Annotated in this window: 27 protein-coding genes; 6 read left to right on the forward strand and 21 right to left on the reverse strand. The window is 33.5% G+C overall.

Translation table 11 applies throughout. The features are described 5' to 3' along the window. Nucleotides 1–43 precede the first annotated feature (43 nt). Nucleotides 44–2,026, reverse strand: coding sequence for a methyl-accepting chemotaxis protein (locus NYE52_RS12255; RefSeq protein WP_341193327.1), 1,983 nt, complete (start codon nt 2,024–2,026; stop codon nt 44–46). A 213-nt stretch (nt 2,027–2,239) separates the two neighbouring features. Between NYE52_RS12255 and NYE52_RS12260 the strand changes: the two genes are divergently transcribed. Further along, nucleotides 2,240–2,791, forward strand: coding sequence for a class I SAM-dependent methyltransferase (locus NYE52_RS12260; RefSeq protein WP_341193328.1), 552 nt, complete (start codon nt 2,240–2,242; stop codon nt 2,789–2,791). 135 nt (nt 2,792–2,926) lie between these two features. Here NYE52_RS12260 and NYE52_RS12265 read toward each other — a convergent pair whose 3' ends face one another. The 4 genes from NYE52_RS12265 to NYE52_RS12280 all read right to left on the reverse strand — a co-directional run bounded on the left by NYE52_RS12265 (nt 2,927) and on the right by NYE52_RS12280 (nt 9,550). Next, a complete protein-coding gene (locus NYE52_RS12265; protein WP_445669111.1) occupies nt 2,927–3,181 on the reverse strand; it encodes an H-type small acid-soluble spore protein in 255 nt (84 codons plus the stop codon). An 82-nt stretch (nt 3,182–3,263) separates the two neighbouring features. Then, nucleotides 3,264–5,363 carry a class I SAM-dependent methyltransferase gene (locus NYE52_RS12270; protein WP_341193329.1) on the reverse strand — a complete coding sequence of 700 codons (2,100 nt, stop codon included), beginning with the start codon at nt 5,361–5,363 and terminating at the stop codon, nt 3,264–3,266. Nucleotides 5,364–5,675: 312 nt separating this feature from the next. Then, a complete protein-coding gene (locus NYE52_RS12275; protein WP_341193330.1) occupies nt 5,676–7,490 on the reverse strand; it encodes a YhgE/Pip domain-containing protein in 1,815 nt (604 codons plus the stop codon). A 2-nt stretch (nt 7,491–7,492) separates the two neighbouring features. After that, nucleotides 7,493–9,550: an efflux RND transporter permease subunit gene (locus NYE52_RS12280; protein WP_341195178.1), complete on the reverse strand. Its 2,058-nt coding sequence runs from the start codon at nt 9,548–9,550 to the stop codon at nt 7,493–7,495. A 152-nt stretch (nt 9,551–9,702) separates the two neighbouring features. Between NYE52_RS12280 and NYE52_RS12285 the strand changes: the two genes are divergently transcribed. Then, on the forward strand, nt 9,703–10,269 hold the full coding sequence (locus NYE52_RS12285) for a TetR/AcrR family transcriptional regulator (protein ID WP_341193331.1): 567 nt from the start codon (nt 9,703–9,705) through the stop codon (nt 10,267–10,269). 362 nt (nt 10,270–10,631) lie between these two features. Here the strand turns inward: NYE52_RS12285 and NYE52_RS12290 are convergent, their stop codons facing one another. Beyond that, the gene (locus tag NYE52_RS12290; protein ID WP_341193332.1) at nt 10,632–11,048 is read right to left on the reverse strand and encodes a DUF1284 domain-containing protein; all 417 of its coding nucleotides are present in this window, start codon (nt 11,046–11,048) and stop codon (nt 10,632–10,634) included. Between the two features lie 196 nt (nt 11,049–11,244). Between NYE52_RS12290 and NYE52_RS12295 the strand changes: the two genes are divergently transcribed. Further along, on the forward strand, nt 11,245–11,355 hold the full coding sequence (locus tag NYE52_RS12295; protein ID WP_341195179.1) for an NUDIX hydrolase: 111 nt from the start codon (nt 11,245–11,247) through the stop codon (nt 11,353–11,355). Nucleotides 11,356–11,738: 383 nt separating this feature from the next. Here the strand turns inward: NYE52_RS12295 and NYE52_RS12300 are convergent, their stop codons facing one another. The 7 genes from NYE52_RS12300 to NYE52_RS12330 all read right to left on the reverse strand — a co-directional run bounded on the left by NYE52_RS12300 (nt 11,739) and on the right by NYE52_RS12330 (nt 16,070). After that, nucleotides 11,739–12,698, reverse strand: a complete 960-nt coding sequence (locus NYE52_RS12300) for a LacI family DNA-binding transcriptional regulator (RefSeq protein ID WP_341193333.1) — start codon at nt 12,696–12,698, stop codon at nt 11,739–11,741. A gap of 55 nt (nt 12,699–12,753) precedes the next feature. Continuing rightward, the gene (locus NYE52_RS12305) at nt 12,754–12,894 is read right to left on the reverse strand and encodes a hypothetical protein (RefSeq protein ID WP_341193334.1); all 141 of its coding nucleotides are present in this window, start codon (nt 12,892–12,894) and stop codon (nt 12,754–12,756) included. A 152-nt stretch (nt 12,895–13,046) separates the two neighbouring features. Then, nucleotides 13,047–13,406, reverse strand: coding sequence for a hypothetical protein (locus NYE52_RS12310; RefSeq protein ID WP_341193335.1), 360 nt, complete (start codon nt 13,404–13,406; stop codon nt 13,047–13,049). Nucleotides 13,407–13,480: 74 nt separating this feature from the next. Continuing rightward, the gene (gene rpsN, locus NYE52_RS12315) at nt 13,481–13,750 is read right to left on the reverse strand and encodes a 30S ribosomal protein S14 (RefSeq protein ID WP_341195180.1); all 270 of its coding nucleotides are present in this window, start codon (nt 13,748–13,750) and stop codon (nt 13,481–13,483) included. Nucleotides 13,751–13,818: 68 nt separating this feature from the next. Then, on the reverse strand, nt 13,819–13,968 hold the full coding sequence (rpmG, locus tag NYE52_RS12320; protein WP_016203575.1) for a 50S ribosomal protein L33: 150 nt from the start codon (nt 13,966–13,968) through the stop codon (nt 13,819–13,821). A gap of 33 nt (nt 13,969–14,001) precedes the next feature. Then, the gene (locus NYE52_RS12325; RefSeq protein WP_341193336.1) at nt 14,002–15,189 is read right to left on the reverse strand and encodes a GTP-binding protein; all 1,188 of its coding nucleotides are present in this window, start codon (nt 15,187–15,189) and stop codon (nt 14,002–14,004) included. A gap of 227 nt (nt 15,190–15,416) precedes the next feature. Beyond that, nucleotides 15,417–16,070: a hypothetical protein gene (locus NYE52_RS12330; RefSeq protein WP_341193337.1), complete on the reverse strand. Its 654-nt coding sequence runs from the start codon at nt 16,068–16,070 to the stop codon at nt 15,417–15,419. Between the two features lie 224 nt (nt 16,071–16,294). On the opposite strand from NYE52_RS12330, the gene NYE52_RS12335 reads away from it, so the two are divergent. Together NYE52_RS12335 and NYE52_RS12340 are read left to right on the forward strand one after the other, a co-directional pair. Next, a complete protein-coding gene (locus NYE52_RS12335; protein ID WP_341193338.1) occupies nt 16,295–16,552 on the forward strand; it encodes a hypothetical protein in 258 nt (85 codons plus the stop codon). Between the two features lie 33 nt (nt 16,553–16,585). Further along, entirely contained in the window at nt 16,586–16,897 is a 312-nt protein-coding gene (locus tag NYE52_RS12340; RefSeq protein ID WP_341193339.1) for a hypothetical protein, read from the forward strand. 119 nt (nt 16,898–17,016) lie between these two features. Here the strand turns inward: NYE52_RS12340 and NYE52_RS12345 are convergent, their stop codons facing one another. The 6 genes from NYE52_RS12345 to NYE52_RS12370 all read right to left on the reverse strand — a co-directional run bounded on the left by NYE52_RS12345 (nt 17,017) and on the right by NYE52_RS12370 (nt 20,493). Further along, entirely contained in the window at nt 17,017–17,787 is a 771-nt protein-coding gene (locus NYE52_RS12345) for a DUF817 domain-containing protein (protein ID WP_341195181.1), read from the reverse strand. Between the two features lie 2 nt (nt 17,788–17,789). Then, entirely contained in the window at nt 17,790–18,005 is a 216-nt protein-coding gene (locus tag NYE52_RS12350; RefSeq protein WP_341193340.1) for a helix-turn-helix domain-containing protein, read from the reverse strand. A gap of 10 nt (nt 18,006–18,015) precedes the next feature. Continuing rightward, a complete protein-coding gene (locus tag NYE52_RS12355) occupies nt 18,016–18,498 on the reverse strand; it encodes a DUF2975 domain-containing protein (protein WP_341193341.1) in 483 nt (160 codons plus the stop codon). A gap of 189 nt (nt 18,499–18,687) precedes the next feature. After that, on the reverse strand, nt 18,688–18,918 hold the full coding sequence (locus NYE52_RS12360) for a hypothetical protein (protein ID WP_341193342.1): 231 nt from the start codon (nt 18,916–18,918) through the stop codon (nt 18,688–18,690). Nucleotides 18,919–19,435: 517 nt separating this feature from the next. Beyond that, a complete protein-coding gene (locus NYE52_RS12365; RefSeq protein ID WP_341193343.1) occupies nt 19,436–20,098 on the reverse strand; it encodes a DUF1801 domain-containing protein in 663 nt (220 codons plus the stop codon). 20 nt (nt 20,099–20,118) lie between these two features. Next, a complete protein-coding gene (locus tag NYE52_RS12370; protein WP_341193344.1) occupies nt 20,119–20,493 on the reverse strand; it encodes an iron chaperone in 375 nt (124 codons plus the stop codon). A 267-nt stretch (nt 20,494–20,760) separates the two neighbouring features. Between NYE52_RS12370 and NYE52_RS12375 the strand changes: the two genes are divergently transcribed. Beyond that, nucleotides 20,761–21,042 (forward strand): hypothetical protein, encoded by a 282-nt coding sequence (locus NYE52_RS12375; RefSeq protein ID WP_341193345.1) that lies wholly within the window; start codon nt 20,761–20,763, stop codon nt 21,040–21,042. Nucleotides 21,043–21,167: 125 nt separating this feature from the next. Here NYE52_RS12375 and NYE52_RS12380 read toward each other — a convergent pair whose 3' ends face one another. Continuing rightward, on the reverse strand, nt 21,168–21,584 hold the full coding sequence (locus NYE52_RS12380) for a tetratricopeptide repeat protein (RefSeq protein ID WP_341193346.1): 417 nt from the start codon (nt 21,582–21,584) through the stop codon (nt 21,168–21,170). Nucleotides 21,585–21,613: 29 nt separating this feature from the next. Further along, a complete protein-coding gene (locus tag NYE52_RS12385) occupies nt 21,614–21,802 on the reverse strand; it encodes a hypothetical protein (RefSeq protein WP_341193347.1) in 189 nt (62 codons plus the stop codon). Between the last annotated feature and the right edge of the window lie 64 nt (nt 21,803–21,866).

Here is a 21,866-nt window from a genome sequence, read left to right on the forward strand (position 1 = left end):
GCCTATCGCTACTTTATGCAAGAGGAGATTTTTTTATGACAGATTAATAGATAAATTGCTGAAGATTCTGTCTTAGCTTGTTTGCCATTTCTGATAAGTTCTTTGCCGAACCAGAAATTTCTTCCATTGCTGCTAATTGTTCTTCTGTTAATGATACAACTTCTTCCGAGGATGCTGAATTATCATATGCAATTTGTGCTAGTTCACCTGCAGTTATACTTACTTCTTTGAGCGTTAAAGCCATTTCGTTTGAAGTATCTGTAACATTCTGGATAAATGGTGACATTTCTTGCATACTATGAACGATTTCTTGAAACTTTGTATTTGATTCATCTGTTACTTTTAAACCAGTTTGAACAGCCTGTGATACTTCAGCCATTCTATGTACAGTATTTTCAGTTGTTTTCTGTACACCATTAATTAATAGGGAGATATTACTTGCGAATTCTCCAGATTGCTCAGCAAGCTTCCGAACTTCATTAGCAACAACTGCAAAGCCTTTTCCCTTTTCCCCTGCTCTTGCTGCTTCTATTGCAGCATTTAATGCCAACAGATTCGTTTGTTCTGAGATGGTCGTAATGCTTTCTGTAATTTTTTCGATATGCTTTGATTGCTCTACTAATTCTTTAATCATTTTATTTGATTCTGCAACGGTATCACTTATCACATTCATCTGTTCCAGTGTTGCCTGAATGGAATTTCCGCCATCGTTTGCCTTTCCCAATGTTCCGGAAGAAAGTTCAGAAACCTTCTTACTGTATGCTACAATTTTATTCGTTCCATCCAAAACAGATTTTATATTATCTGCATTATTTTCTATTCCTTTTGTCTGTATTTCTGCTCCGCTTGCAACTTGCTGTATCGTATTAGATACATGCTCTGAAGCAATGGTTACTTCTTTGGCACTTGCTGTTAGCTGTCCTGCACTTGCTGCAACATTCTCCGAACTGTGTTCAAGATTTTGGATAAGTTTTTGTAATTTACTCTGCATATGATGAAATGCCTTTGCTAATTCGCCAATTTCGTCGTTTGTTGTGATATGAATTGATTTCGTTAAATCCCCGTTACTTACTGTTATGGCTTGTTCCTTTAATTTCTTTATTGGTTTGATGATCGATGAGACAATAACCATCATCATTATTCCGCCTATACATAAGGAAACTACTATTATTCCTGTAATCGCATACAAAAGACCTTTGGAATGATTCACTATTTCTGATTTTTCCATCGTACCAGCAAGCTTCCATCCAGTGAGCTTATTAGTCTGGTAAACCAATTTTCTATTAACTTTATCTGCTGTATAATCCAATGTCCCATTTTCAGCTTTGTATAGGGTTTCATAAAAGGATTCCTTCACAATATCTCCTTGCTTCTCTTCAGGATGAACGATAAAACGTTTCTTTTGATCGAGAAGAATAACATAGCCCTCTTTTCCAAATGTAATGTCACTGGCGAGGTCTGCTAAGTAATCTAAATTCATCGTTACCGCCATAACTCCTGCGTTGTCAGCGAACGTTTTCCCAATAGTAATAACCATTTTTTGAGAAACCGGGGATAAATATGGATCCATTATCACTGCTTGTCCCCCATGATTAACCGCTGTTTTATACCAATCTCTTAATCTAGGATCCATATGATCATCCAATTCTTCTGTGGACTTCTGGATAAGTTTTCCTTCATTAGAAGCAATATAAATACTTGAAACTTCTGGATGGATTTTGCTGTACTGCTCAATAGTAGTTTGAATACTAGATGGATTATTCTCCATTGTTTCTTTTGAAATTGTTTCTGAAAGTGAAGTAACATCATATACTTTTTGAGACATCAAATTGGTTATCGTTGAATCTAACATATTTAAATTAGTACTCGCATTATTTATAAAATCCTTTTCCATCTGTTCATTCGCATATATAAAAGAAAACACTCCAATTAAAATACTTGGGATTAATAGCATTGCTAAAAAGGAAAAAATAAGCTTCTTTTTTATAGGAATTCCAAAATTTTTTCGTACACGAACTTTCTTCATTGTAATCGCCCTCTCTTTGTATACGCATACATATTTACAAGGAAAACTAGATAACCGATCCTCTACTTCCTTATTCTACAATAGATAGGAGAAGGTTCCTATGCCATAAGTCACATATTCTATTTGTTACTCGTTAACAATTTTTTATTGCGAAAATGAAAGAAATAGTTTACATTATAATTAAAATTTTCAATCAATTGATTGGGGGACACTATGGAAAAAAAGACTATTAAACTAGTTATCGGAGCAGGGGAATATAGAAATAATCCCGGTTGGGTTCATACACAAGAAGAAGAATTAAATCTTTTAGAGGAATCTACCTGGTACCGTTTCGAGAAGTCATCCATTTCTGCCATTCTAGCGGAACATGTTTGGGAACACTTAACTTTTGAACAAGGTGTTCAAGCTGCTTCCCTTTGCTACAATTACTTAAAACCTTCTGGCTATGTTCGTTGTGCAGTTCCAGATGGATACTTTCCCGACGGTACGTATCAACAAATCGTACAAATTGGCGGGCCTGGTCCAAAGGAGCATCCAGCAGCGAGCCATAAAATTGTTCATACCTATCATACTTTACAAAAGATGTTTGAATTAGCGGGTTTCAAGGTTCACTTATTGGAGTATTGTGATGAAAACGGGATTTTTCATGAGAATGAATGGAATGGAGAAGACGGTGTGATTTTCCGCTCGAAAAAGTTTGATCCAAGAAATCAAGGTGGAAAATTAGTGTTTCCCTCTCTCATAATAGATGCAGTAAAAAATTAGAAATAAAATATTCTTTTCTCCCCGCTCTTTTTTGTTTAGTTGCTCATGCTTATTGGGATGCCGGAAAAGGTTTTTATGAAAAAGCATATAAAAAGAACCACTAGCAAATTAGTGGTTGTCTTGATTAGCTTTTCATTAAACTTCTTTTAAGCTAGCTATGTCTACTTCCGTCTGTTCTTCAATCCCACCTACGAGATGTACAATCGCTGTGGCATCATCTTCTTTTAAGTCATCAATCCACACAGACACTCCGTTGTACTGTACCTCAATTTCAGCTGGTGATGATAGTATTTGCTTCACTCTGTTAATATCCATAATATCACCTACTTTCTTTGAAAGAACCTTTTTACAATCATATGTTACAAGAGAGATAGCGGTTCCGTTTTTCAAATTAAATCCTTTTTCATTATGTGATAAATGCTGAAATTCTATTCTATTAATTTAAAATTATTTTATGTAAACTACAATTTTTTTAAACACTATTTCCCTTTTTTTCAATGACAATAAAACATGTACTATCAGGAAGTCTTACTATATTCTTTTGTGTATCCGTCACTTTCACATATGGCAAAAGATGTTCCTCATAGCCATCTTGCAAGTAATGGTTTAACCACAGGATTTCTCCCTTTTTCCCTATCACATTTTGTATAGTCTCTTTATATTCACTTGGGGTAAAATAGCCGAACTGCTCTTGTACTTCATGAGGGTAAGCCTCTTCTCCCCATGTATACGTATAGAGGAATTCCATTGCATCATTAACTGGTAGCTGTATAGTATTTACATCTAATTGCTTGTATGTGATGCTTCTTCCTTTAAAATCCTTTACATATCGCTTGAAAAATTCAATTCCGTCTAAATTTTTAAATTCTATTTGCCGTAATTCCTCTTTTGGCTCTGTCATAATACCATCTCTAATAATGATTCTCCCGCCTGGTTTTAGTACATCGAATGCACTAGTTAGACTATGAGTAATAACTTCTTGATTAAATTTCTTGCCATTATACGGAATATAGGAATACATTTCATGAAGGATAGAAGAGAATATTATGGTATCCATACTATTAAGCTCAAAAGTATCTGTTAATTGAAGGGCATCAGCTTGTTTCACAAACCAAGATTTATTTTCTCTTCTTTTTCTTTTTTCTAGTGCTTCAATAACATTTATGGATAAATCAATTCCAATCACTTTTGCATGTGGATGTTTATCAGATAAGATATCTAGCATCACCCCGCCGCCTGCACCTATATCCAGCATTTTATTACCAACTGCATAGTCAGCGATACTTTTTTTATGATTTTCGGCATTGTTCATATCTTCAAGATAATTTTTTTCATTTTGTAAGCGATCAAAACCATCTTTGCGAAAGCCGAAAAAATCATATAAAAGGATGATAGCACGTTCGTAAAGGGGTGATTTTTCCGCTTCTTGACAGAACTCAATTAATTTTGCGCCAGCCTTTGAATAATCAAAAGTTACACAAATATTTTCATTTAAGGTATCCAGCGAAATAGTCCTTAATTTCACATGGGCGTTTTCGCTCTGTTTTGCTACCATTAAATCTTCTATAGAATATTCTTTCAAATATGCCTCTATGATCCTCTTCTTATATAAATTAATCGTCTTTTTCCCTTTATAATCATAATAAATGTCTTTCATAAATGGTTCAAAGCTGATTTGTTTCACTGTTAAAGGATTAACCTTTTGATAAATAACTAAGAAAATTTTCAAAAATTCTTCAAAAGAAAAATCATGAAGTGCCGACTCTACATACCACATATCTGTTCTATTAAAAAATAGTTGAAACAGAGCCTGAAGCTTTTGATTTGAAAATACTTGATCATACAATTCATCAAAATTTTCGCCACTGTTTATCGCTGAATTCCGTAATCTCTTTACTCTTTCTTTTAAAACTAACTCGTTCTCTCTATTCCCTTCTATAACGGAACGAATGACATCTTTCACTTCCTGTTGAACATCCCACCAGATATGCTGAGAAACTGCTTCAATAATACAGTGATTTAACACATACAAAAGATTATAAAATTCCGTCGAAACTACTTTATTGTATTTATATATATAGGAAATTAAAGGTTCTAATTGGCAATAACGAACTTCTCCTCTAATAAATTGACCAATGAGTCCATGAGTATAAATGAGGGTGAAAACAAGCTCTTCTTTTTCCAAATCCCTTTCATTTATTGACAATTTCATTTTTTCCTCTGCATAAATTTGCGCAGACCCTATATTATGTATTCCTAATTGAAATCCTCTATTCTTCCACTCTCTCCTTTTAGAGGGGGAACCACATTTAGCGACATCACTCCAAATCAAAACTTCTTCAATAACTTGTTTCTCAGCCTCATTTACAAGTGTACTGTTAGCTAAAATCACTAACGCTCTTTCAATATAGGATAACACTGGATGACTATCCATTTCTGCAAGAGAATCGACTTGTTCGAGATTAACATTCTTTTCCTTAGTAATATAAAGATACTGGAGCCATTTATGTGTACGAAGTACCTCTTTATCTCCTTTTTTTACTTTTTGAATGGCTTGTAACGAATCAAGCATGGAAAATCACTCCCTAATATCCAATCTCTTTTTCAGAAGAACTTCTTCTTAAGCTTATTTATGCTTTAACAAAACTTAGAACAGCATTTTTAAATGATTCTTGATTTTGCTTTGATCCGTATACCTTACACTTTTTCTCAGGTAGCCACTTGTTTTGAAATTATTCATCTTTATATGCTCCTTTTCTAAATAATTTGGTTACAACCAGTTTATAACATTTTCACTAAATAGAACATTCAGAAATATGAGCACGCCGTGTTATTAATAAAAAAGGCACTAACCTTATAAGGCTAGCACCATTCATTCATTTATTTATTTAAAAAGCTCCATAAATCGATTCCAGAAGCCTGTAACTTCTTTTTCCTTTTCTTCGACTTTTTCTTGTTCTTCATATTTAATACTTTCTGTTTTGAAAACAAATTGCACTGCATGAACATGTTTATTTTCCTTTGAAACAAATGATATCGGCTCAAAATCTGATTTATCAAACTCACTGATCATTTTATCTACTTCTTTTCTCATCTCTCCAGGTAAATCACTAGTAGAATTTTTTAATTCAGAAGTGCCATCATGCAATTGATTTACTCCAGTTGCTAATTCACCTGTACCATTGGAAAGCTCAGCCATTCCGCTATCAAGTTGCCCATAAGAATTGGATAACTCCTTAACTCCTCCAGTATAACTCACTAATCCAGAATGAAATGCTTGATAATTAGAAGATAACTGGCTTATTCCTTCTTGTAATTGTGCGAATGATTTTGCCATATCCGCTCCTTCTAAAGAAGAAGATAAACCATTTGCCATTGCATCTAGGTTATTCGCCATTTCTAATAGTGCATCACTAACTTGTTTTAATGTGGTATCTACTGCGATAAATGCTTCTTTTACAGTATTATATGTTCCTTTTGCGATACGGGCTGCTTCATATGTCTCAAGTAATTGATTAAGAACTTGCTGATCTGCGTTACTTCCGTATAGCTCCTGAATCTCTTCTTCTGATATCTCATATTCTGGAATCGATTCGATCGCCTTATTTAAAGCATCATAGCTTTTAGCATAATTTTCTTTTAACGTTACTAATCCTTTCGACGTTTTCTTTAATCCAGCTGAAATTTGACCAAGTCCTTCTGGAAGCTTATTTAAATCCCCAAGACTAATTTCTTCTGGATTATTTTCCAAAGAAAGGGAGATGGTTTCTAGTGCTTGCTCGATTTGTTTGGAGGCACTAACTAAATCCCCTGAGGAGCTTGCTAATTTCTGTACTCCATCTTTATATGCACTAGAACCGTTTCTCATACTCTTTACACCATCGTTTAATGCCGTTACTCCACTTTCTAATTCCCCTACACCTTGATTCACTTTTGAAATTGCATCCGTTAATGAGTTCATATCCCCCATCATCTCATCAATGTCAGGTGTATCAATTGCCATAGAGGAAGGAACAGCCGAGATATCAATCCCTTCTAATTCGAAGCCTTTTGCATCTGCTTCAATAAAAAACGTTTCTTCTTTTTCCGGCATAACAGTGAATGTCACTTGCTTATTTTTCCCTGCATTGGCAAGCATGCCATTAGGTGCTGTAATATCACTATAAATTTCTTCACTTAAAGGTACAGCAATTTGTAATAAATAGTTTTGAAAAAAAATCTGGTCTACTTCATCATTTGCAGTTGTTGCAATTTGGATTTGGACATGCCCCTCTTTTCCAGCAATCTCTTGTGGAGTCATTTCCTTTCCATCTAGTAAATATGTGATGGTAATATTCCAAGGTAAATCTGCCTCATTTATATTCCCCTGATAATAAAATTTCCCTTTTTGAGCTTCCACTTGTACTTCATTATCATTATGTTCCATTGGAGATAGATTAGTAAGATTTTTTATATTTGAATACTTCCCATAATCAACAACTTCTCCAGCCTGTTCTACATCTAGAATATTGACAACATAAATTTCCTGTCTTTGTCCAGTTGCACTTAAATTTGCGTAGACTACTTCATCCTTTGAGGAGACTTTCCCTGTTTCGGCATCCTCTCCTTTGCTTTCATTTGTAGCTGCCATCATAACATTCGATGGCATTACCAAAGTGAGAGCAACAAAGGCAAGTAGACTTTTTCTCATTCTCCTCATAATCACTTCTCCTTGTAAAAATTTGCTTTCCATGTTGTTTTTCTAATTACTTTATCCAAGATTAATAGCATTGCAGGCAGGAAGAATATTACTAGAATAAACGCAAGAAATGCTCCTCTTCCAAGCAATAGCCCAATTGACGACACGATTGGATTAGATGAAGTTAGCCATAAAATAAATCCGACGCTTGATAAAATCGAAGCCGAAATAGCGATGGAAAAAATTTTTTCATCTACGGTTTTCTTTATTGCTTCCCATGCTGTCATTTCTGTACGATATTCCTTATAGGCATCTGTTAACAGAATCGCATAATCTACCGTTGCTGCAAGTTGAATGATGCTAATTAATAAATATCCTACGTAAACCAATGTTGAGTCTGTAAAATATGGGACTGATAGATTGATCCAAACAGCAGACTGAATCGTTAGAAGTAATATGATTGGAATTGCTACAGATTTAAATGTTACGAATAATACAAATGCTACAGTGATAATCGTAAGGAAATTAACTAATTTATTGTCTTTTTGAACCGTATTTTTAATATCATACAATGTCACACTTTCGCCTACAGCATAAACTTCGTTTCCATAGTACTTCTCAGCAGTCTGTTCAACCTTTTCAATTAATTGAAATGCTTCTGCCCCCTCATTCTTTGTTTCTGTTTGAAGGATGATTCGACTATAATGCTCGGAATAAAATTGTTCCACAATCGATTCATCTAAATACTCAAGAGGTATTGCAGCACTTACTGTATTTACATATGCCACCACACTAGAAATAAGATCCGTACGCTCTAACTCTTGTACAAGCTCTTCTTCTTTAGCTACATCTCCCTTTGGTACAAGCAACACAATTGGGGTGCTTTCTCCAAACTGTTCTTTTATTTTACTAACGTCATTCCCTGTTCTAGTCGATTCAGGCTGGTCGCCAACACCATAAGTAAAATCCGTTTGGCTTTGAGCAAAAAAGGCTGGTACGAGAAGAAGAAATACTAGGATTAAACTAATAAACCTTACCTTTAAAACGGTATTTCCTACTTTTTTAAAGCTAGGAAGCAATGGTTTATGAGCTGTTTTATCAATCCATTTATAGAAGATAAGTGTGAGTGCAGGTAAAAAGACCATCACACTTATAAAACTCAATACTATCCCTTTCACTAAATTGATTCCTAAATCAGCACCTATTTCAAAATTCATAAAGGACAATGCAATGAATCCGAAAAATGTTGTTGAGGCACTAGCTGCAATGGCTGAAAAAGATTTTTTCATCGCAAGCCCCATTGCTTCTTTTGGATCTGCAACTTTTTTCCGATAATCAGAAAAACTATGAAGCAAGAAGATTGCATAATCAAGGGATACCGCTAACTGCAAAATCGGTGCAACGGATTGTGTCACAAAGGATACTTCGCCAAGAAAGAAGTTTGTACCCATATTTATTAATACGGAAACACCTATTGCTGTTAAGAAGAACAGTGGTTCTACCCAAGAGGTAGTTGATATTACTAAAATGAGGATAATAATTGGCACTAGCATTGCAGCTGCATACATGGATTCCGTACCAGCCATCTTTTGCTGTGTGGCAGTATTAACTGATTCGCCAGCTAATGCATTTTCTTCTCCTATCAAATCATATATAGCATCTGTAATCGACACTTCTTCCCCTGCGCGAATACTAAATAGAAATAGAGCTGTCTCATTCTTATAATAAGTTTCAACTTCCTCTTTGTTTGCCATTTCAAGAGGAGCTTTTATATCTATGACATCATCTAGCCAGGTAACATCTGATACGCCCTCAATAGCAGAAAGCTTTTCTTTGAATGCCAACGCTTCCTGAATAGTCACATTATTCATCATTACTCTATTAGTTGGCACACTACCTTCAAACTCTTGTTCCATGATCTCCATGGAGATAGTAGACTTGGCATCCTCAGGCAAATAATCTTTCATATCATAATTGACAGATACAGTGAGGGACGCAATCGCACATATGATTGTAACAATCAAAAATACAATCGCAATGGTCTTTCGATGTTTTATAATTTTTTCTGCAATGTTAATCAGAAATCACCCTCTCTTGCTATTTTTTCCTATACAACATATCATTATAAAGACACGGTGTTGGCTAATCAACAAACAGTTTATCAAAATACGTGTTTTAGACAACACATTCCTAATTATTGTTGGAAAATAACAAAAAAATTAAGGAGATCCCTATGACTATTTCAAAATTAGACAGACGAAAAAAATACACGAGGATGGTTTTAAAAGATAGTCTTATAAAGCTTTTAAAAGAAAAGCAAATTTCTGCCATTACCGTTAAGGAAATCTGTGAACTAGCTGATATTAATCGTTCTACCTTTTACGCTCATTTTTTAGATCAATATGACCTATTAGAAAAGATTGAAGAAGAAATCATTGAAGATATGGATGGATATTTAAGCCAATACAGTTGTGAAAAAGAAGAGGATGATCTTCAGCTACTTGAACGGATTTTAGAATATTTTGTATCCAATCATGATGTTTGCCAAACACTATTAAACGAAAAAATGGATACCTCCTTCGAAAAGAAAGTAATGGTATTTGCCCATCAATCTTTTATGCAAAAATGGAAAACCATTAACCGCTTTGAAAACGATTATTCAAAGTATGTAAGCACCTTTACCATTAGTGGCAGTATTCATGTTATAAAAGTCTGGTCCAATAATGGCATGGACAAAACACCAAAAGAAATGGCTGATATCATTAATAATCTAATTAAAAATGGACTTTCTGGAGTTTAATGAAAGATTTACTCCGAAAGTCCATTTTGTTTTTTGATTGTATAGATGCGGCTTGCTCTTGATGAACGCCATTTTCTATCTTACACCTCGGTCTTTTGGCTTTCATCGCCATAAAAAAAGAGCATTTTTCAATCTTCCTTTTCATCATTCTCTAGAATCATCCTCTCTATTAATCTTATATCTATTTTCTAATTCTTACAGAAATAGTATATTGTCAACTGCAAAATAGAATAGTGCAATCTCTTAAATTTCGCATTTAATGTTCTTGTAAAATATACACTATAAAATTCCAATATAAAGCAATTCTAATTATAAGATTTTGTAAAAATCAAAGATAGAAATAACTGGAATTTTTGCCAGTTTCATTTCACTTCTCTTAAGCCTTTTCCTTGTTGAATTTGTTTAATGCCTTCCTCACAAACACCGTATGATCGCCAAGAACATGTTTCGCAAACATTAACAAGATCTGAAGGAAATATATGTTTACGAATCGAGTTTTCTATCTCTTTCCATTGCATCTTCTTGCCAACTTTTAAATGTAATTTTTCTAAAATCAACGCATCTCTCTTATAAATATCATTATCTTGACAGTGATATTTTCCTGAATTAGGGTATTTCTCACATAGATGATCAGGACCGTCTATTAGATGAATAATTGTATCGGGATTCAACCTTAAAGTGTGATGTAATCGAGTCATATTTTCGATATATTCAGCCGAATATCCCATCCCTCTATATCCTAATAGACATAATAAATGATGACCTCGTAATTTGTACATAAGTATCTCCCCTTTAAGCTTGTTCGCATTGTATGTTAACCTATTTATAAAATAAGTTAACATATAAATTATAACATATTTGGGATTCTTATGACATTATTAAGTAAATGGGTGGTCGATTCCTAAATCACATTTTTAAGCATATCAATTATATTAATATTAATTTCCACCATATTTTTTATCAAAGAAATAATCTATATATTTTACAGAAGCAGCTATTAGGGAGGTTAGGGAAGAAACAGGCTTAGAAGTAAGCAACCTAATTTATAAAGGACTTTATGAGTACATTAAAGCCAGAAAAAAATGACATATATATGATTTTTAACTATATAACTAAATGCTTTAGCGGATCATTGTTGGAAGACGCACCTGAAGGTAAACCTATTTGGGTCCATATAAATAAACTCCCTAGCCTTCCATGCAAGGTTCTATAAGAAGGATATTTCCTTTATTTTTTGAAGAGGGAACCTTTTAAATTCACGTTGAATGGGATAACGAGAACAATCAAGAGGCGGAAGTTACCATAAAGAAAACCAAGATTAGGATAAAAGGAGCAATTATTTCTGCTCCTTTTTAATAGCTACTTTACTGTTAAACCCAAATTGCGAAATAGTGGACATTTTTCCTTGCTAATTGGTTTTCTGTGACTCTGAATGGAATCCTTTACACAAATACAGCTTCTTTTTCCATTCAAACTGTACTTCTTTCAATAAAATGAAAAAACATTTCCTTATTAGTAATATCCTTGCTTATGGCTTGTTGAAGCAAATTCTTCCCCATATCAAAAAGAGGAATCTCAATCGAAGAAATTTCCATCATTTTTGCAATTGGTTCATTGTGAAAGCCAATTATCGCAAGTTCCTCTGGTATTTTCACCCCTTGTTTTTGGCAATATGTGACGATTCCTGCAGCTACTTGATCACTTGTCACAATTAAAGCTGTCGGTGGTCTATCCATATTTAGGATTATATCCATAACTTTTTCTGCGTCTTCAAAATAATTACACTGATCGATTATATATTTTTCTTGGAAAGTTAAATTATTTTTAACAAGAAACTCCTGATATGCTCTGGCCCGTAATTTACTGCTTGGACCTGTTTTTCTGCCAATACAATAGCCAATTTTTTCATGGCCTTTTTGAAATAAAAATTCCAATGTTCTCAAAAAAATCTTATATTGATTAACAAATGTAGAGGAAACTTCCTTTCCATTGACATCTTCACATAATACAATTCTTCCATATTGAAGATATTCTTTTATTACAGACCAATCACACGTTCTCGAACAAATAATAAGAGAATCAATTTGCTTTTGCTTTAACATTTGTAACGCTTCTAATTCCCTACTTTCCATATAATCTGTCTGAAATAGAACAAGCTTATAATTATTTTCCAACGCCTCTTTAGCAATTCCTTTTAATAGCAATGCAAAATACGGATGATCGGAGAAAGGAAGAACGACACCAATCATTTGCGTTTTTCCTTTACTCAAATGAACTGCATTGATATTTTGTTCATAATTACTTTCACTTATTGCCTCTAAAACAGCAGTCCGCTTTTCTTTACTTACATATGGATGATTATTAAGAACACGAGAAACAGTCGTTACAGATACTCCTGCCATCCTTGCTAAATCTTTAATATTAGTCATGCTTTCACCTTTTCAAAACAAAAATATCATCATTACCTATACCATAAGCATACAGTTACTTTTCTTCCCTGTATATACCAATGAAATAATCTTCAAAGGATTGAATCGGTGTGACGTCCATTGATTGTCCAGAAGCCTTTAAGCAAAAATAAGCTGAAAAATAAATAATGACGCAAAGTATAATTAGACTTAGCATAATTCATCTCCCACTTCCTAATATTTTCCTAAAGTGTAATGGATGAAACGCGTACCATGTCAATATGAGAATGATATATAGCTGTTACAAATATATATATGTGACCTGTATTCGGAAGTATGATATTTTTAAAAATTATGTAATTAGAAGTTTTATCGTAAATAAAAATGTCCATTTTTTATTTTATTTTTTCTCGCTTTCCTATCAGTCTTGGCGTAATTAATCCATCTCATTCGATTAATTGTTGTCATTATCATTAAATCAATTTCCGCTTGTGCTTCATCCATAATTTCTTTAATGGCAGGCATACTGAGGGAAAAGTATTCAGAAGCCTCCTTAAATGGCGATTTTTCAACCATTAACTCCATAAACTGTTTCTCATTTACGGCAATTTTCTCTAGCTCTACTTCTTTACTCTGTATGTATTGATAAATTTCCCGTTTTTTTTCTGGCAAATTTGCAATCGCGCTTTGATAAAAAAATGGAACTAATACAGGATTAACGGAATTCATTTCCTATTCCTCCATTTTTGATGTGTAGATAAAAGTCGTCAAACCTATATGCTGACGACTTTTCTTTCTATTCATTACCAGCTGGATTTTTTCACTCCTGGAATCTGTCCTTTATGGGCATTTTCTCTAAACGCAATACGGGACATTTTGAATTTTCTCAAATACCCTCTAGGTCTACCAGTCACTTCACATCTGTTTTTTAAGCGTGTCGGTGAAGAATCTCTTGGTAGTTTACTAAGTGCTTCAAAATCTCCCTTTTCTTTTAATTCCATTCGAAGCGCTGCATATTTTTCAACCATTTCTTGGCGTTTTGTTTCTTTTACTACTTTCGACTTTTTTGATATTACTGCTTCCTCCAATACATTTGAACTTACTTAAAACGAAATCATTACGATTTATTAACTATAAAAAATTATTTTGTTTCTCGGTGTAAAGTGCGCTTTTTTAATCGTGGGCAATACTTCATCAACTCGATACGATCTGGATTATTTCGTTTGTTTTTTGTGGTAATATAATTTCTATCTCCTGTTTCTGTACATGCTAATGTAATTTTCACTCTCATTTTTTCTTCCTCTTAATAAATTGAATTTTTTTCTTATTCTACAAAAAATGCAGGCAGTGGATCAATAAATTTAGTCCAATCCTTTTTCATTTCCATATCAGTCAATAAACACACATCTAGCCCTTCTTCCATTTGCTGTTGATTCATGCCAATCCCAATAAACACTAACTCTGTCATGCGATCTCCATAAAGAGGATCCCAAGGTTTTTGTAGATCTGGATCTACTTCTAAAACTTCTTTTTGCTCGCTTTCCGAATAAGTCGCTACCCAATTGCCTGCTCCTTGTATCGTTAAGGATGGACCTGCTTGGGAAAGTAGTCCAGCAATCTCATTTCTCGTAGCCAACCAAAAAAATCCTTTCGCCCGTACCACTTCAACTGGCCAGTTTTCCAACCACTGCATCAATCTAACAGGGTGAAAAGGTTTATTGCTACGATACACAAAGGAAGAAATTTCATATTCCTCTGTCTCCGGAATATGCTCTGCATTTAATTCTTTTATCCAGCCTGCACTTTGACTAGCAGCGTCAAAATCAAATAACTGAGTATTTAAAACTTGATTTAAAGGAACTCTGGAATATTCACTTTCTATAATTTTGGCTTCAGGGTTAAATTCTTGGATAACTGCCTTCAGTTCCTGTAGCTTGCTTTCCGAAACTAAATCCGTTTTATTTAACACAATGACATTCGCAAATTCAATTTGATCAATTAACAAATCTGCTATTTCTCTTTCATCCATTTCATCCACTGCTTGCTTTCGGTCTAAAAGACTTTCACCAGAAGCATAATCATGCCAAAAACGATGAGCATCTAAGACTGTAACCATCGTATCTAACTGACAAAATCGGGATAAATCGATACCTACACTCACATCTACATATGTAAATGTTTGAGCAACAGGAATCGGTTCGCTAATTCCGCTCGATTCAATTACGATATAATCAATATCACCTAATTGCACAAGCTTTTCCACTTCTATTATTAAATCTTCCCTAAGTGTACAGCAGATGCAACCATTTTGCATTTCCACCAATTTTTCATCTGTTCTTGAAAAACCTCCTTGCTTCACCAATGAAGCATCAATATTTACTTCACTCATATCGTTGACAATCACTGCAACCTTTAGGTTTTCCCGATTAGATAAAATATGATTGAGCAAAGTCGTTTTGCCAGAACCAAGATAACCGCTTAAAACGGTAACTGGAATTTTCTTGTTGTTCATTACTCTCACTCCTAAAACAAATCGAAACGATTACGATTTAAAGTTTTTTTATTATATCCTTAACCATCTCCTATGAGATTATAACTATTCTATAATAAAACGAAATGATTACGATTTGCAAGTGTTTAAGAACTACTTTTTTCTTAATTATTTTATATCGATGGACATTTTCTTTTTTTACCATCTAAAAAAGGGAAATTAATCTTTAAATAAATTCCCTTCTTCTTCTAACATTCTTTTATTTTCTCTGCTATCTTTATACTTTTAGTCTCTGTATCAAATATTCTAGTTCGTATATCATTTTTGGAAAGCAATAAATCATTTCCCTCTTGATCGAAACAGTAAGCAATTGGAATCGAAAAACCACAATTTCGGTAGGACCCATCAGCGTGGCTTGCACCGACAACAAAAGCATTTTCGCTAATTGCTATTTTCCTTGCTTCGTTTGTCCATTCTTCATATTGTTCCTCACTAAACATTCCAACACCTATTGGATTAAAGATAATCTCAGCATTTCCATTCTCTAACCCTTCTAATCCTTGAAAAATCTCTCTGCATAGTAAAAAACCTAATGAGCAATTTTCGTCCTTTATTTTAGATGGTGTATATAATGCTTTATTCTCAGGTGTTTTTGCTCTTTCTAAAATTATTTTTCCTGAACGGTTAGCTATAAATACTTTATCTTTCTTATTGTCATCTTTATAACCTGTTACAATGTATGTATGATGTTTTTTCGCTAAATTGCATACTTCCTCTATATAATCTGCAGTGAAGTAGCCCTCTGGAAATAGAAATATATCCACTTCAGGAAAACTTTCTAATTCCACTATTAGTTGTTGTAAGCTCTTTTCCATTTTTGGCTGGCTAATTAGTATTTTCATTTTTTACTCCCGCTAACTTAATTATTTGCTATGAAATAATTAATTATTTTTCGCTTTAAAAACATATTACTTCTGTTCTTTGGTAAAATAAAGAATAATTTGAAATTAATTAAGAGGATTGTCTTTCTATGATAAGTGTAATGAAAGGTTTTACTGCCAGCTTTATTTGTTACCTATTTCTTTATTCCATTCTATATATTATCCAACATGATGTAACCTAACTAATGTCAGTCCTATTTTTTCAAAGTATTATTGGATTTTTCATTATTTTAGTCCAGACTATTATTATAGAGATTTGTATTAAGATAGAAGGATATAATCGATTTTTTGCCATAATGGTAGGATTTTTTTTCGGTGTTGCAATCTCTATCCTATTTTCTGGAATGATAGATATGGGCATTGTTTTTCATTTATTGATTGGTTTTATGTTTAGTATTTGTGTTTTTGTCTATGCTGTTGCTCGAGATGATTTAAGTGTGTAATTTCTTTTAAAAATAATTAGAGGAGGTTTGTTAATGAGGGTTGTCTACAGTGTTCTCAGAGAGCTCTATAAAGGGATCGCTTTACCAACAGCAAAAGACTATGATCTCATACAGCGAGACTTTGAAAATTTTATCTTTTTTTTAGAAAATGAAGGATATGTTGAAAGAGTACTTAGAATCGATACCTTCTTCTCTCTTAAGCCAGCTAGATTAACGAAAAAAGGATATGATTTTTTAGAAAGCCACAAATATTTAGAAGCTTCCTATCCAGATAAACAAGATATGTTTAAATGGATTCAAGCGGATAAAGAAATGTACTCGAATGAAGCGAAGGAGGAAGAATAAAATTAAATTATCAAAAAAGCTCCTAGAATTTATTCATCTTCTCAAGGAGCTTTCAGTAAAACGGACTTTTTCAAATACTATAAAATTATCATGTTACACTATTTACTAATGAATGATTATTAACTATTAGGCATTTTCCCCTTAACCTGCTTTAAAGTTGCCACAATAAGAAAGCTAACAATAACTAACAACAACCAGGAGCTAACCTTTCCTAAATGAACAAGGCTCCATGCATCTCTTTGGTTTGGATATTCCCACGCACTAAAATACGTAGCAATGTTTTCTGCTATCCAAATAAAAAATCCAATCAAGACAAAGGAAAGTGCTAGTGGCATGCGATATTTAATACCATTTACCTTGTATAATACCCAGGACTTCCAAAACACGATTAATACCAATCCAGATAAATACCAACGAATATCAATCCAATAATGATGAGTGAAAAAATTCAAATAAATGGCTGCAGCAAGTGGGACAACAACTAAAATAGGTGGCCAATTTACTAGCTCTACCTCTAATCTCCTCCACGCCTGGCATAGAAAGCTTGCAACACTTGCGTACATAAAGCCGCTATATAAAGGGACGCCAAAAATTTTTGTATAGCCATCTTCTGGATAAGACCAGGAACCCATATGTACTTTAAAAAGCTCCAACACAAGTCCGATTAAATGGAAAACAGTTATCACCTTCAACTCATCCATTGTTTCAAGACCGGTGCGGACCATTACCCACTGCATCAAGAGGCAGATAAGAAGCAGCCAGTCGTATCTTGGTAACAAGGGAAGTTCTACCATTTTTGTAATAGCCAAAGAAGCAAAAATTACTACGGGAAATACACAAGATAACGCTTGCTCCCAACCAAAATAGATAAGCTGCTTTAGTCCTCTCATCATTAGATTTCTCCGTCGCTTCTATATTCCAATATATCCCCTGGTTGGCAATCCAACGCTTCACAAATTGCGTCCAATGTGGAAATTCGAATTGCTTTTGCTTTGCCATTTTTCAAGATAGAAAGATTAGCCATTGTTATTCCAACCTTTTCCGAAAGTTCTGTCACACTCATTTTTCTTTTTGCTAGCATCACATCTATATTTATTATTATTGCCATTTATATCACCTCAGACGATTAAGTCATTTTCTGATTTTATATCAATTGCCTCTTTTAATAGCTTTTGAAGTACTGCAGCAAAAACGGCAATCACCATCGAAGCAAAAATCAGAATCAGTCCAATTAAAATGATACCAGGAGCATCATCCACTTCTGCTATAAGGTAAAATAATGGCAGACCTAACACAAAAATTGCACTAATGGAAATGGCACAGTTTTTTATTTTCTTTAATGCTTTTACCGATAATTCCGAGAATGCTTCATTCCTATCAATATAGTTTAACAGTTTAAATGCTTGATACAATGCAAAGTAGAAGGGAATAGCTGCTGCATAAAAATCCATCATTATTAGATATTTTATATAATCATTATTTGGATACAACTCAGCAGCAAACTTTCCGATTTCCGGTACTAAAAAAATACATAATGCAAGAATGGGTACTCCAATAAGAATAACAGCAATCTTTAAAAAGAGCGTTGACACTTGTTTCATCAAAAACACCTCACTTATTTATTACTATTTGAATTTACCATATAATTTATCGTTTTACAATAAATTTTTATTAATAAATACACTTTTTTTATTGTTTATTTTACAAAAAGAGCAAAATAAAAAGCATTTCTTAGCGAAAGAAACACTTAAAAATTAGATTTATCTATCTTATTTTTTTACACGGATAAGCTAGCCTGTTACAAACATAAAATCCTGTACAAATCCTGAAACTGCCTTTAAATCTACCCGATGACTTTTATACAATGCTTCTGCCTTCTTTAATTCTTTTTTCACTTGAGGTGAAATTCTTTCTGCTTCTTTTAACGAAATATCTCCTATTAACAGATCAATCGCTATTTTTCTTATGTTTTCTTCATGAGACTGATGCAAAATGTAGGAAATACAACTAATTTGATCCATCCTTACACCTCTCTAAACATATTTTTATGTATTATTCCACATTTAGACAGAATATTCCTTCTTTTAAGTCAAAAGAAAGCATTTCTTAGGAAGGTTATTCTATTTGCTTAAAGAATTTCCCTGATTACTTACTATTTGATTATCGAACTCGATATTATTCGGAAATGGAATACTAAACTCTTTTGGATAGTATGTTTGAAGAAAGTCTACTAAATCTTTATGCTCTTCCATTTGTGTAATATCATTAATCTTATCCAGTAAATAAAAACTGTAAGATTTTTTTCAATTGTTGGCTCCTCTGTTCGTTCTGGTTCCGTATTTATTACAATCATATTATCAGAATCTTCTATCGTTAGTTATAAAACTTGCTTTTTATAAAAGCTGTTAAAGCTGTTAAATCTGATATCCTCTAAAATGACACTTTTACTATCATTTAATCGCTTTGTATATCGCAGTTTCTTTGGTTCGAAATACAAAAAAGAAAGGTTGCACTCTCCAACCTTTCCTCTATAGCCATTCATTCCTTACCTGCGAACTTATGTGATCCATCACAATTAGGCATTTTTTGAGACAGTCCACATATACAATCATTTAATCCTTTTCCATTAAGAATTCTCTCCATTGCTTTTTCAATCCTTGCTATTCGAGTTTTGGATTGCTTTGGTTGAGAAAAATGAAGAATATATGCTCTCTGTCTTCCCGGTGTCAATGCTTCAAAGGCAGTTTTCAATTCAGGTATTTCTTCAAATTTCGATACAAGTTCTTCAGGAATGATATATTCTTTGTGCTCTTTAATCGTCACTTCCATACCGGATTTTTCTACTTCAATCGCTTCAAGAATATATTCTTTTATGACAGATTCCAATTTCACAATTTCCTGTAAGCCAGTAAATCGAATTTGCCGTGCTGCCTGTACATTCTCTGTTTGCTGTATTAGAATCCCTTGAGGATCTTTTAGCAAAGCACCTTTATGAAATAAAAGGGCACAATATTCTTTAAATCCATGTATTAACACAATGTTTTTATTCTTAATTGTGTAACAAGGATGCATCCATTTAAATTCTTCAGTTAGCTCTTCACACTCAAGCACAATCTGTCTTAACTTTATATATTCTTCCTTCCACTGACTATCTTTGCTTAAAAATTCCTCCACTTTAGGATTTAGTTTCCTATTTTCCATCCATAACACCCTTCTACATTTTACTCTTTTCGCCAAAATGTCATACAGTCTGCTTTATCGGTAATATTAAAATCGATTATTTTCTCCAGTAAAAAGTAATCAACCGGACTTTCCCACTTAATTCGTACAAGCTGCTTCGTATAATCATAACCAGCTTGGACAATTTCATCTGAAAATTGGATGATTCCCGCTCTTTCAGGTGCAACTGCCAAATGATGTTTTGCGACACTAAAACCTATTATGTATGTACCATGATCCGTAAACATAGGCTGATTCCAAGCAATTTTCGGTACTAAATTCGGGAATTTCTTTGTAACCCAACCCAAAACTTCTTCCGTACGAGCACGATGTTCTGGATTATCAATGCCTGCTAAATATTCTGCAAAAACTTCCATAATTGACCTCCAAAAATAAATTCTATATCGCTTAAGAGAAAATTTCTAAATTATATTACCTTATAAATGATCTTTCTAATTGAACATTAATTATTTAACCATTTACCTTTTTTGATTCTAAGTCTATCATATCTTTTATTCATTTGGTATTCTAGTAACAAAGAAGGTAAGATTCGTCCTTTTAATATATTTTTGAGTAAATATTAAATGTAGAGCATCCTAACTTTTTTCCCATAAATCTAATGAAAAGAATATCAGGAGGTACGCATGGACGATAAAAATTGTGACTTTAAACACCATAATGGCGTTAAAGAAAAGAAACGGGAGATAGTAGATGATTATACAATAAAGTACCATGCTAATGGCAAAACGATTTGGTCAAAGGGAAAGGTTATTGATGAAACACCTGACGGCTATTGGGAATGGTATCGCCTAGATGGTACTATAAAGCGTTCAGGCTACTTTAACATGGGCGATCCTGTTGGTGAGTGGGTCACCTATGATAGCAAAGGTCAAAAATACAAAACCACCAATCGGGATAAAAAATAGTCTGAAATATTAAAACTGGTTAAGCCAAACTTCTCTATTTTTCATCAAGATAACTATATTGAACGTTTATAATTTGTTAATATAGTTATCCAACGCAAAGCTATATCTTTCTATATCCGTAGTTTTCATTTGACGCATAACTCTTTTAATACAGTCTTCATCCCTTCTGACTCCCTATTAGCATGATGTAAGGTTATTCCTAGGAACATAGATATGGAGAGCAGATGTGGAAAACGTGTTTCAGCTTCAGTTAGAACTTCGAGAGCATCATTTAATTTCCCTACATTTTTTAATGAACTCCCTAATTGTATTAAAGCATACGCTTCCCATTCATCTTTTAAACTCATTTCGAGAGCTTCTTCATACAAGGGTATCGCTTTCATCTCTTGTCCTAAATAATCATAGACATTCCCTAGTTCAAATTTAGCTCTTGCCGAATTTGGATACTTCTTAACAATGTCTGAAAAATAATGAAGAAGTTGGTTCTCGTCATTTTTAAATAACCAACCATTCTCTACAAGCATGTCAAAATTCCCATCCATTTTAACACTCCTTTATAGCAATGCTAAGCTTAGAAATAAACAGCACTTATAGCAACGTAAATTAATACCGAAACGATTATAAATCCTGAAAAGAATATCCCTTTCCTCAAGCTATTCCAGTTTTTCATCCATCCCCATCTTTTTTTATTAACATCAAGCCAGAAACAATCTATGAGAACAGCCAAACCTATAATCATAATCACGATAAGCGGATTCATTCTTCCCCCTCCTTCTTCACCATTATATGATATGTCATTCCATATTAATCTGACCTAAAATTGA

Origin of the sequence: Niallia sp. FSL W8-0635, from assembly GCF_038007965.1 — a bacterium.
Classification (GTDB): domain Bacteria; phylum Bacillota; class Bacilli; order Bacillales; family Cytobacillaceae; genus Niallia.

Excerpts from the sequence above, each read along its gene's own strand:
- NYE52_RS12335 (WP_341193338.1), top strand. The coding sequence starts at position 16,295 with ATGTCAGTCCTATTTTTTCAAAGTATTATTGGATTTTTCATTATTTTA.
- NYE52_RS12375 (WP_341193345.1), top strand. The coding sequence starts at position 20,761 with ATGGACGATAAAAATTGTGACTTTAAACACCATAATGGCGTTAAAGAA.
- NYE52_RS12310 (WP_341193335.1), bottom strand. The coding sequence starts at position 13,406 with ATGAATTCCGTTAATCCTGTATTAGTTCCATTTTTTTATCAAAGCGCG.
- NYE52_RS12330 (WP_341193337.1), bottom strand. The coding sequence starts at position 16,070 with ATGAAAATACTAATTAGCCAGCCAAAAATGGAAAAGAGCTTACAACAA.
- NYE52_RS12355 (WP_341193341.1), bottom strand. The coding sequence starts at position 18,498 with ATGAAACAAGTGTCAACGCTCTTTTTAAAGATTGCTGTTATTCTTATT.
- NYE52_RS12290 (WP_341193332.1), bottom strand. The coding sequence starts at position 11,048 with ATGTACAAATTACGAGGTCATCATTTATTATGTCTATTAGGATATAGA.
- NYE52_RS12275 (WP_341193330.1), bottom strand. The coding sequence starts at position 7,490 with ATGAGGAGAATGAGAAAAAGTCTACTTGCCTTTGTTGCTCTCACTTTG.
- NYE52_RS12385 (WP_341193347.1), bottom strand. The coding sequence starts at position 21,802 with ATGAATCCGCTTATCGTGATTATGATTATAGGTTTGGCTGTTCTCATA.
- NYE52_RS12345 (WP_341195181.1), bottom strand. The coding sequence starts at position 17,787 with ATGAGAGGACTAAAGCAGCTTATCTATTTTGGTTGGGAGCAAGCGTTA.
- NYE52_RS12340 (WP_341193339.1), top strand. The coding sequence starts at position 16,586 with ATGAGGGTTGTCTACAGTGTTCTCAGAGAGCTCTATAAAGGGATCGCT.
- NYE52_RS12325 (WP_341193336.1), bottom strand. The coding sequence starts at position 15,189 with ATGAACAACAAGAAAATTCCAGTTACCGTTTTAAGCGGTTATCTTGGT.
- NYE52_RS12300 (WP_341193333.1), bottom strand. The coding sequence starts at position 12,698 with ATGACTAATATTAAAGATTTAGCAAGGATGGCAGGAGTATCTGTAACG.
- NYE52_RS12365 (WP_341193343.1), bottom strand. The coding sequence starts at position 20,098 with ATGGAAAATAGGAAACTAAATCCTAAAGTGGAGGAATTTTTAAGCAAA.
- NYE52_RS12370 (WP_341193344.1), bottom strand. The coding sequence starts at position 20,493 with ATGGAAGTTTTTGCAGAATATTTAGCAGGCATTGATAATCCAGAACAT.
- NYE52_RS12380 (WP_341193346.1), bottom strand. The coding sequence starts at position 21,584 with ATGGATGGGAATTTTGACATGCTTGTAGAGAATGGTTGGTTATTTAAA.
- NYE52_RS12255 (WP_341193327.1), bottom strand. The coding sequence starts at position 2,026 with ATGAAGAAAGTTCGTGTACGAAAAAATTTTGGAATTCCTATAAAAAAG.
- NYE52_RS12270 (WP_341193329.1), bottom strand. The coding sequence starts at position 5,363 with ATGCTTGATTCGTTACAAGCCATTCAAAAAGTAAAAAAAGGAGATAAA.
- NYE52_RS12285 (WP_341193331.1), top strand. The coding sequence starts at position 9,703 with ATGACTATTTCAAAATTAGACAGACGAAAAAAATACACGAGGATGGTT.
- rpmG (WP_016203575.1), bottom strand. The coding sequence starts at position 13,968 with ATGAGAGTGAAAATTACATTAGCATGTACAGAAACAGGAGATAGAAAT.
- NYE52_RS12350 (WP_341193340.1), bottom strand. The coding sequence starts at position 18,005 with ATGGCAATAATAATAAATATAGATGTGATGCTAGCAAAAAGAAAAATG.
- NYE52_RS12305 (WP_341193334.1), bottom strand. The coding sequence starts at position 12,894 with ATGCTAAGTCTAATTATACTTTGCGTCATTATTTATTTTTCAGCTTAT.
- NYE52_RS12260 (WP_341193328.1), top strand. The coding sequence starts at position 2,240 with ATGGAAAAAAAGACTATTAAACTAGTTATCGGAGCAGGGGAATATAGA.
- NYE52_RS12360 (WP_341193342.1), bottom strand. The coding sequence starts at position 18,918 with ATGGATCAAATTAGTTGTATTTCCTACATTTTGCATCAGTCTCATGAA.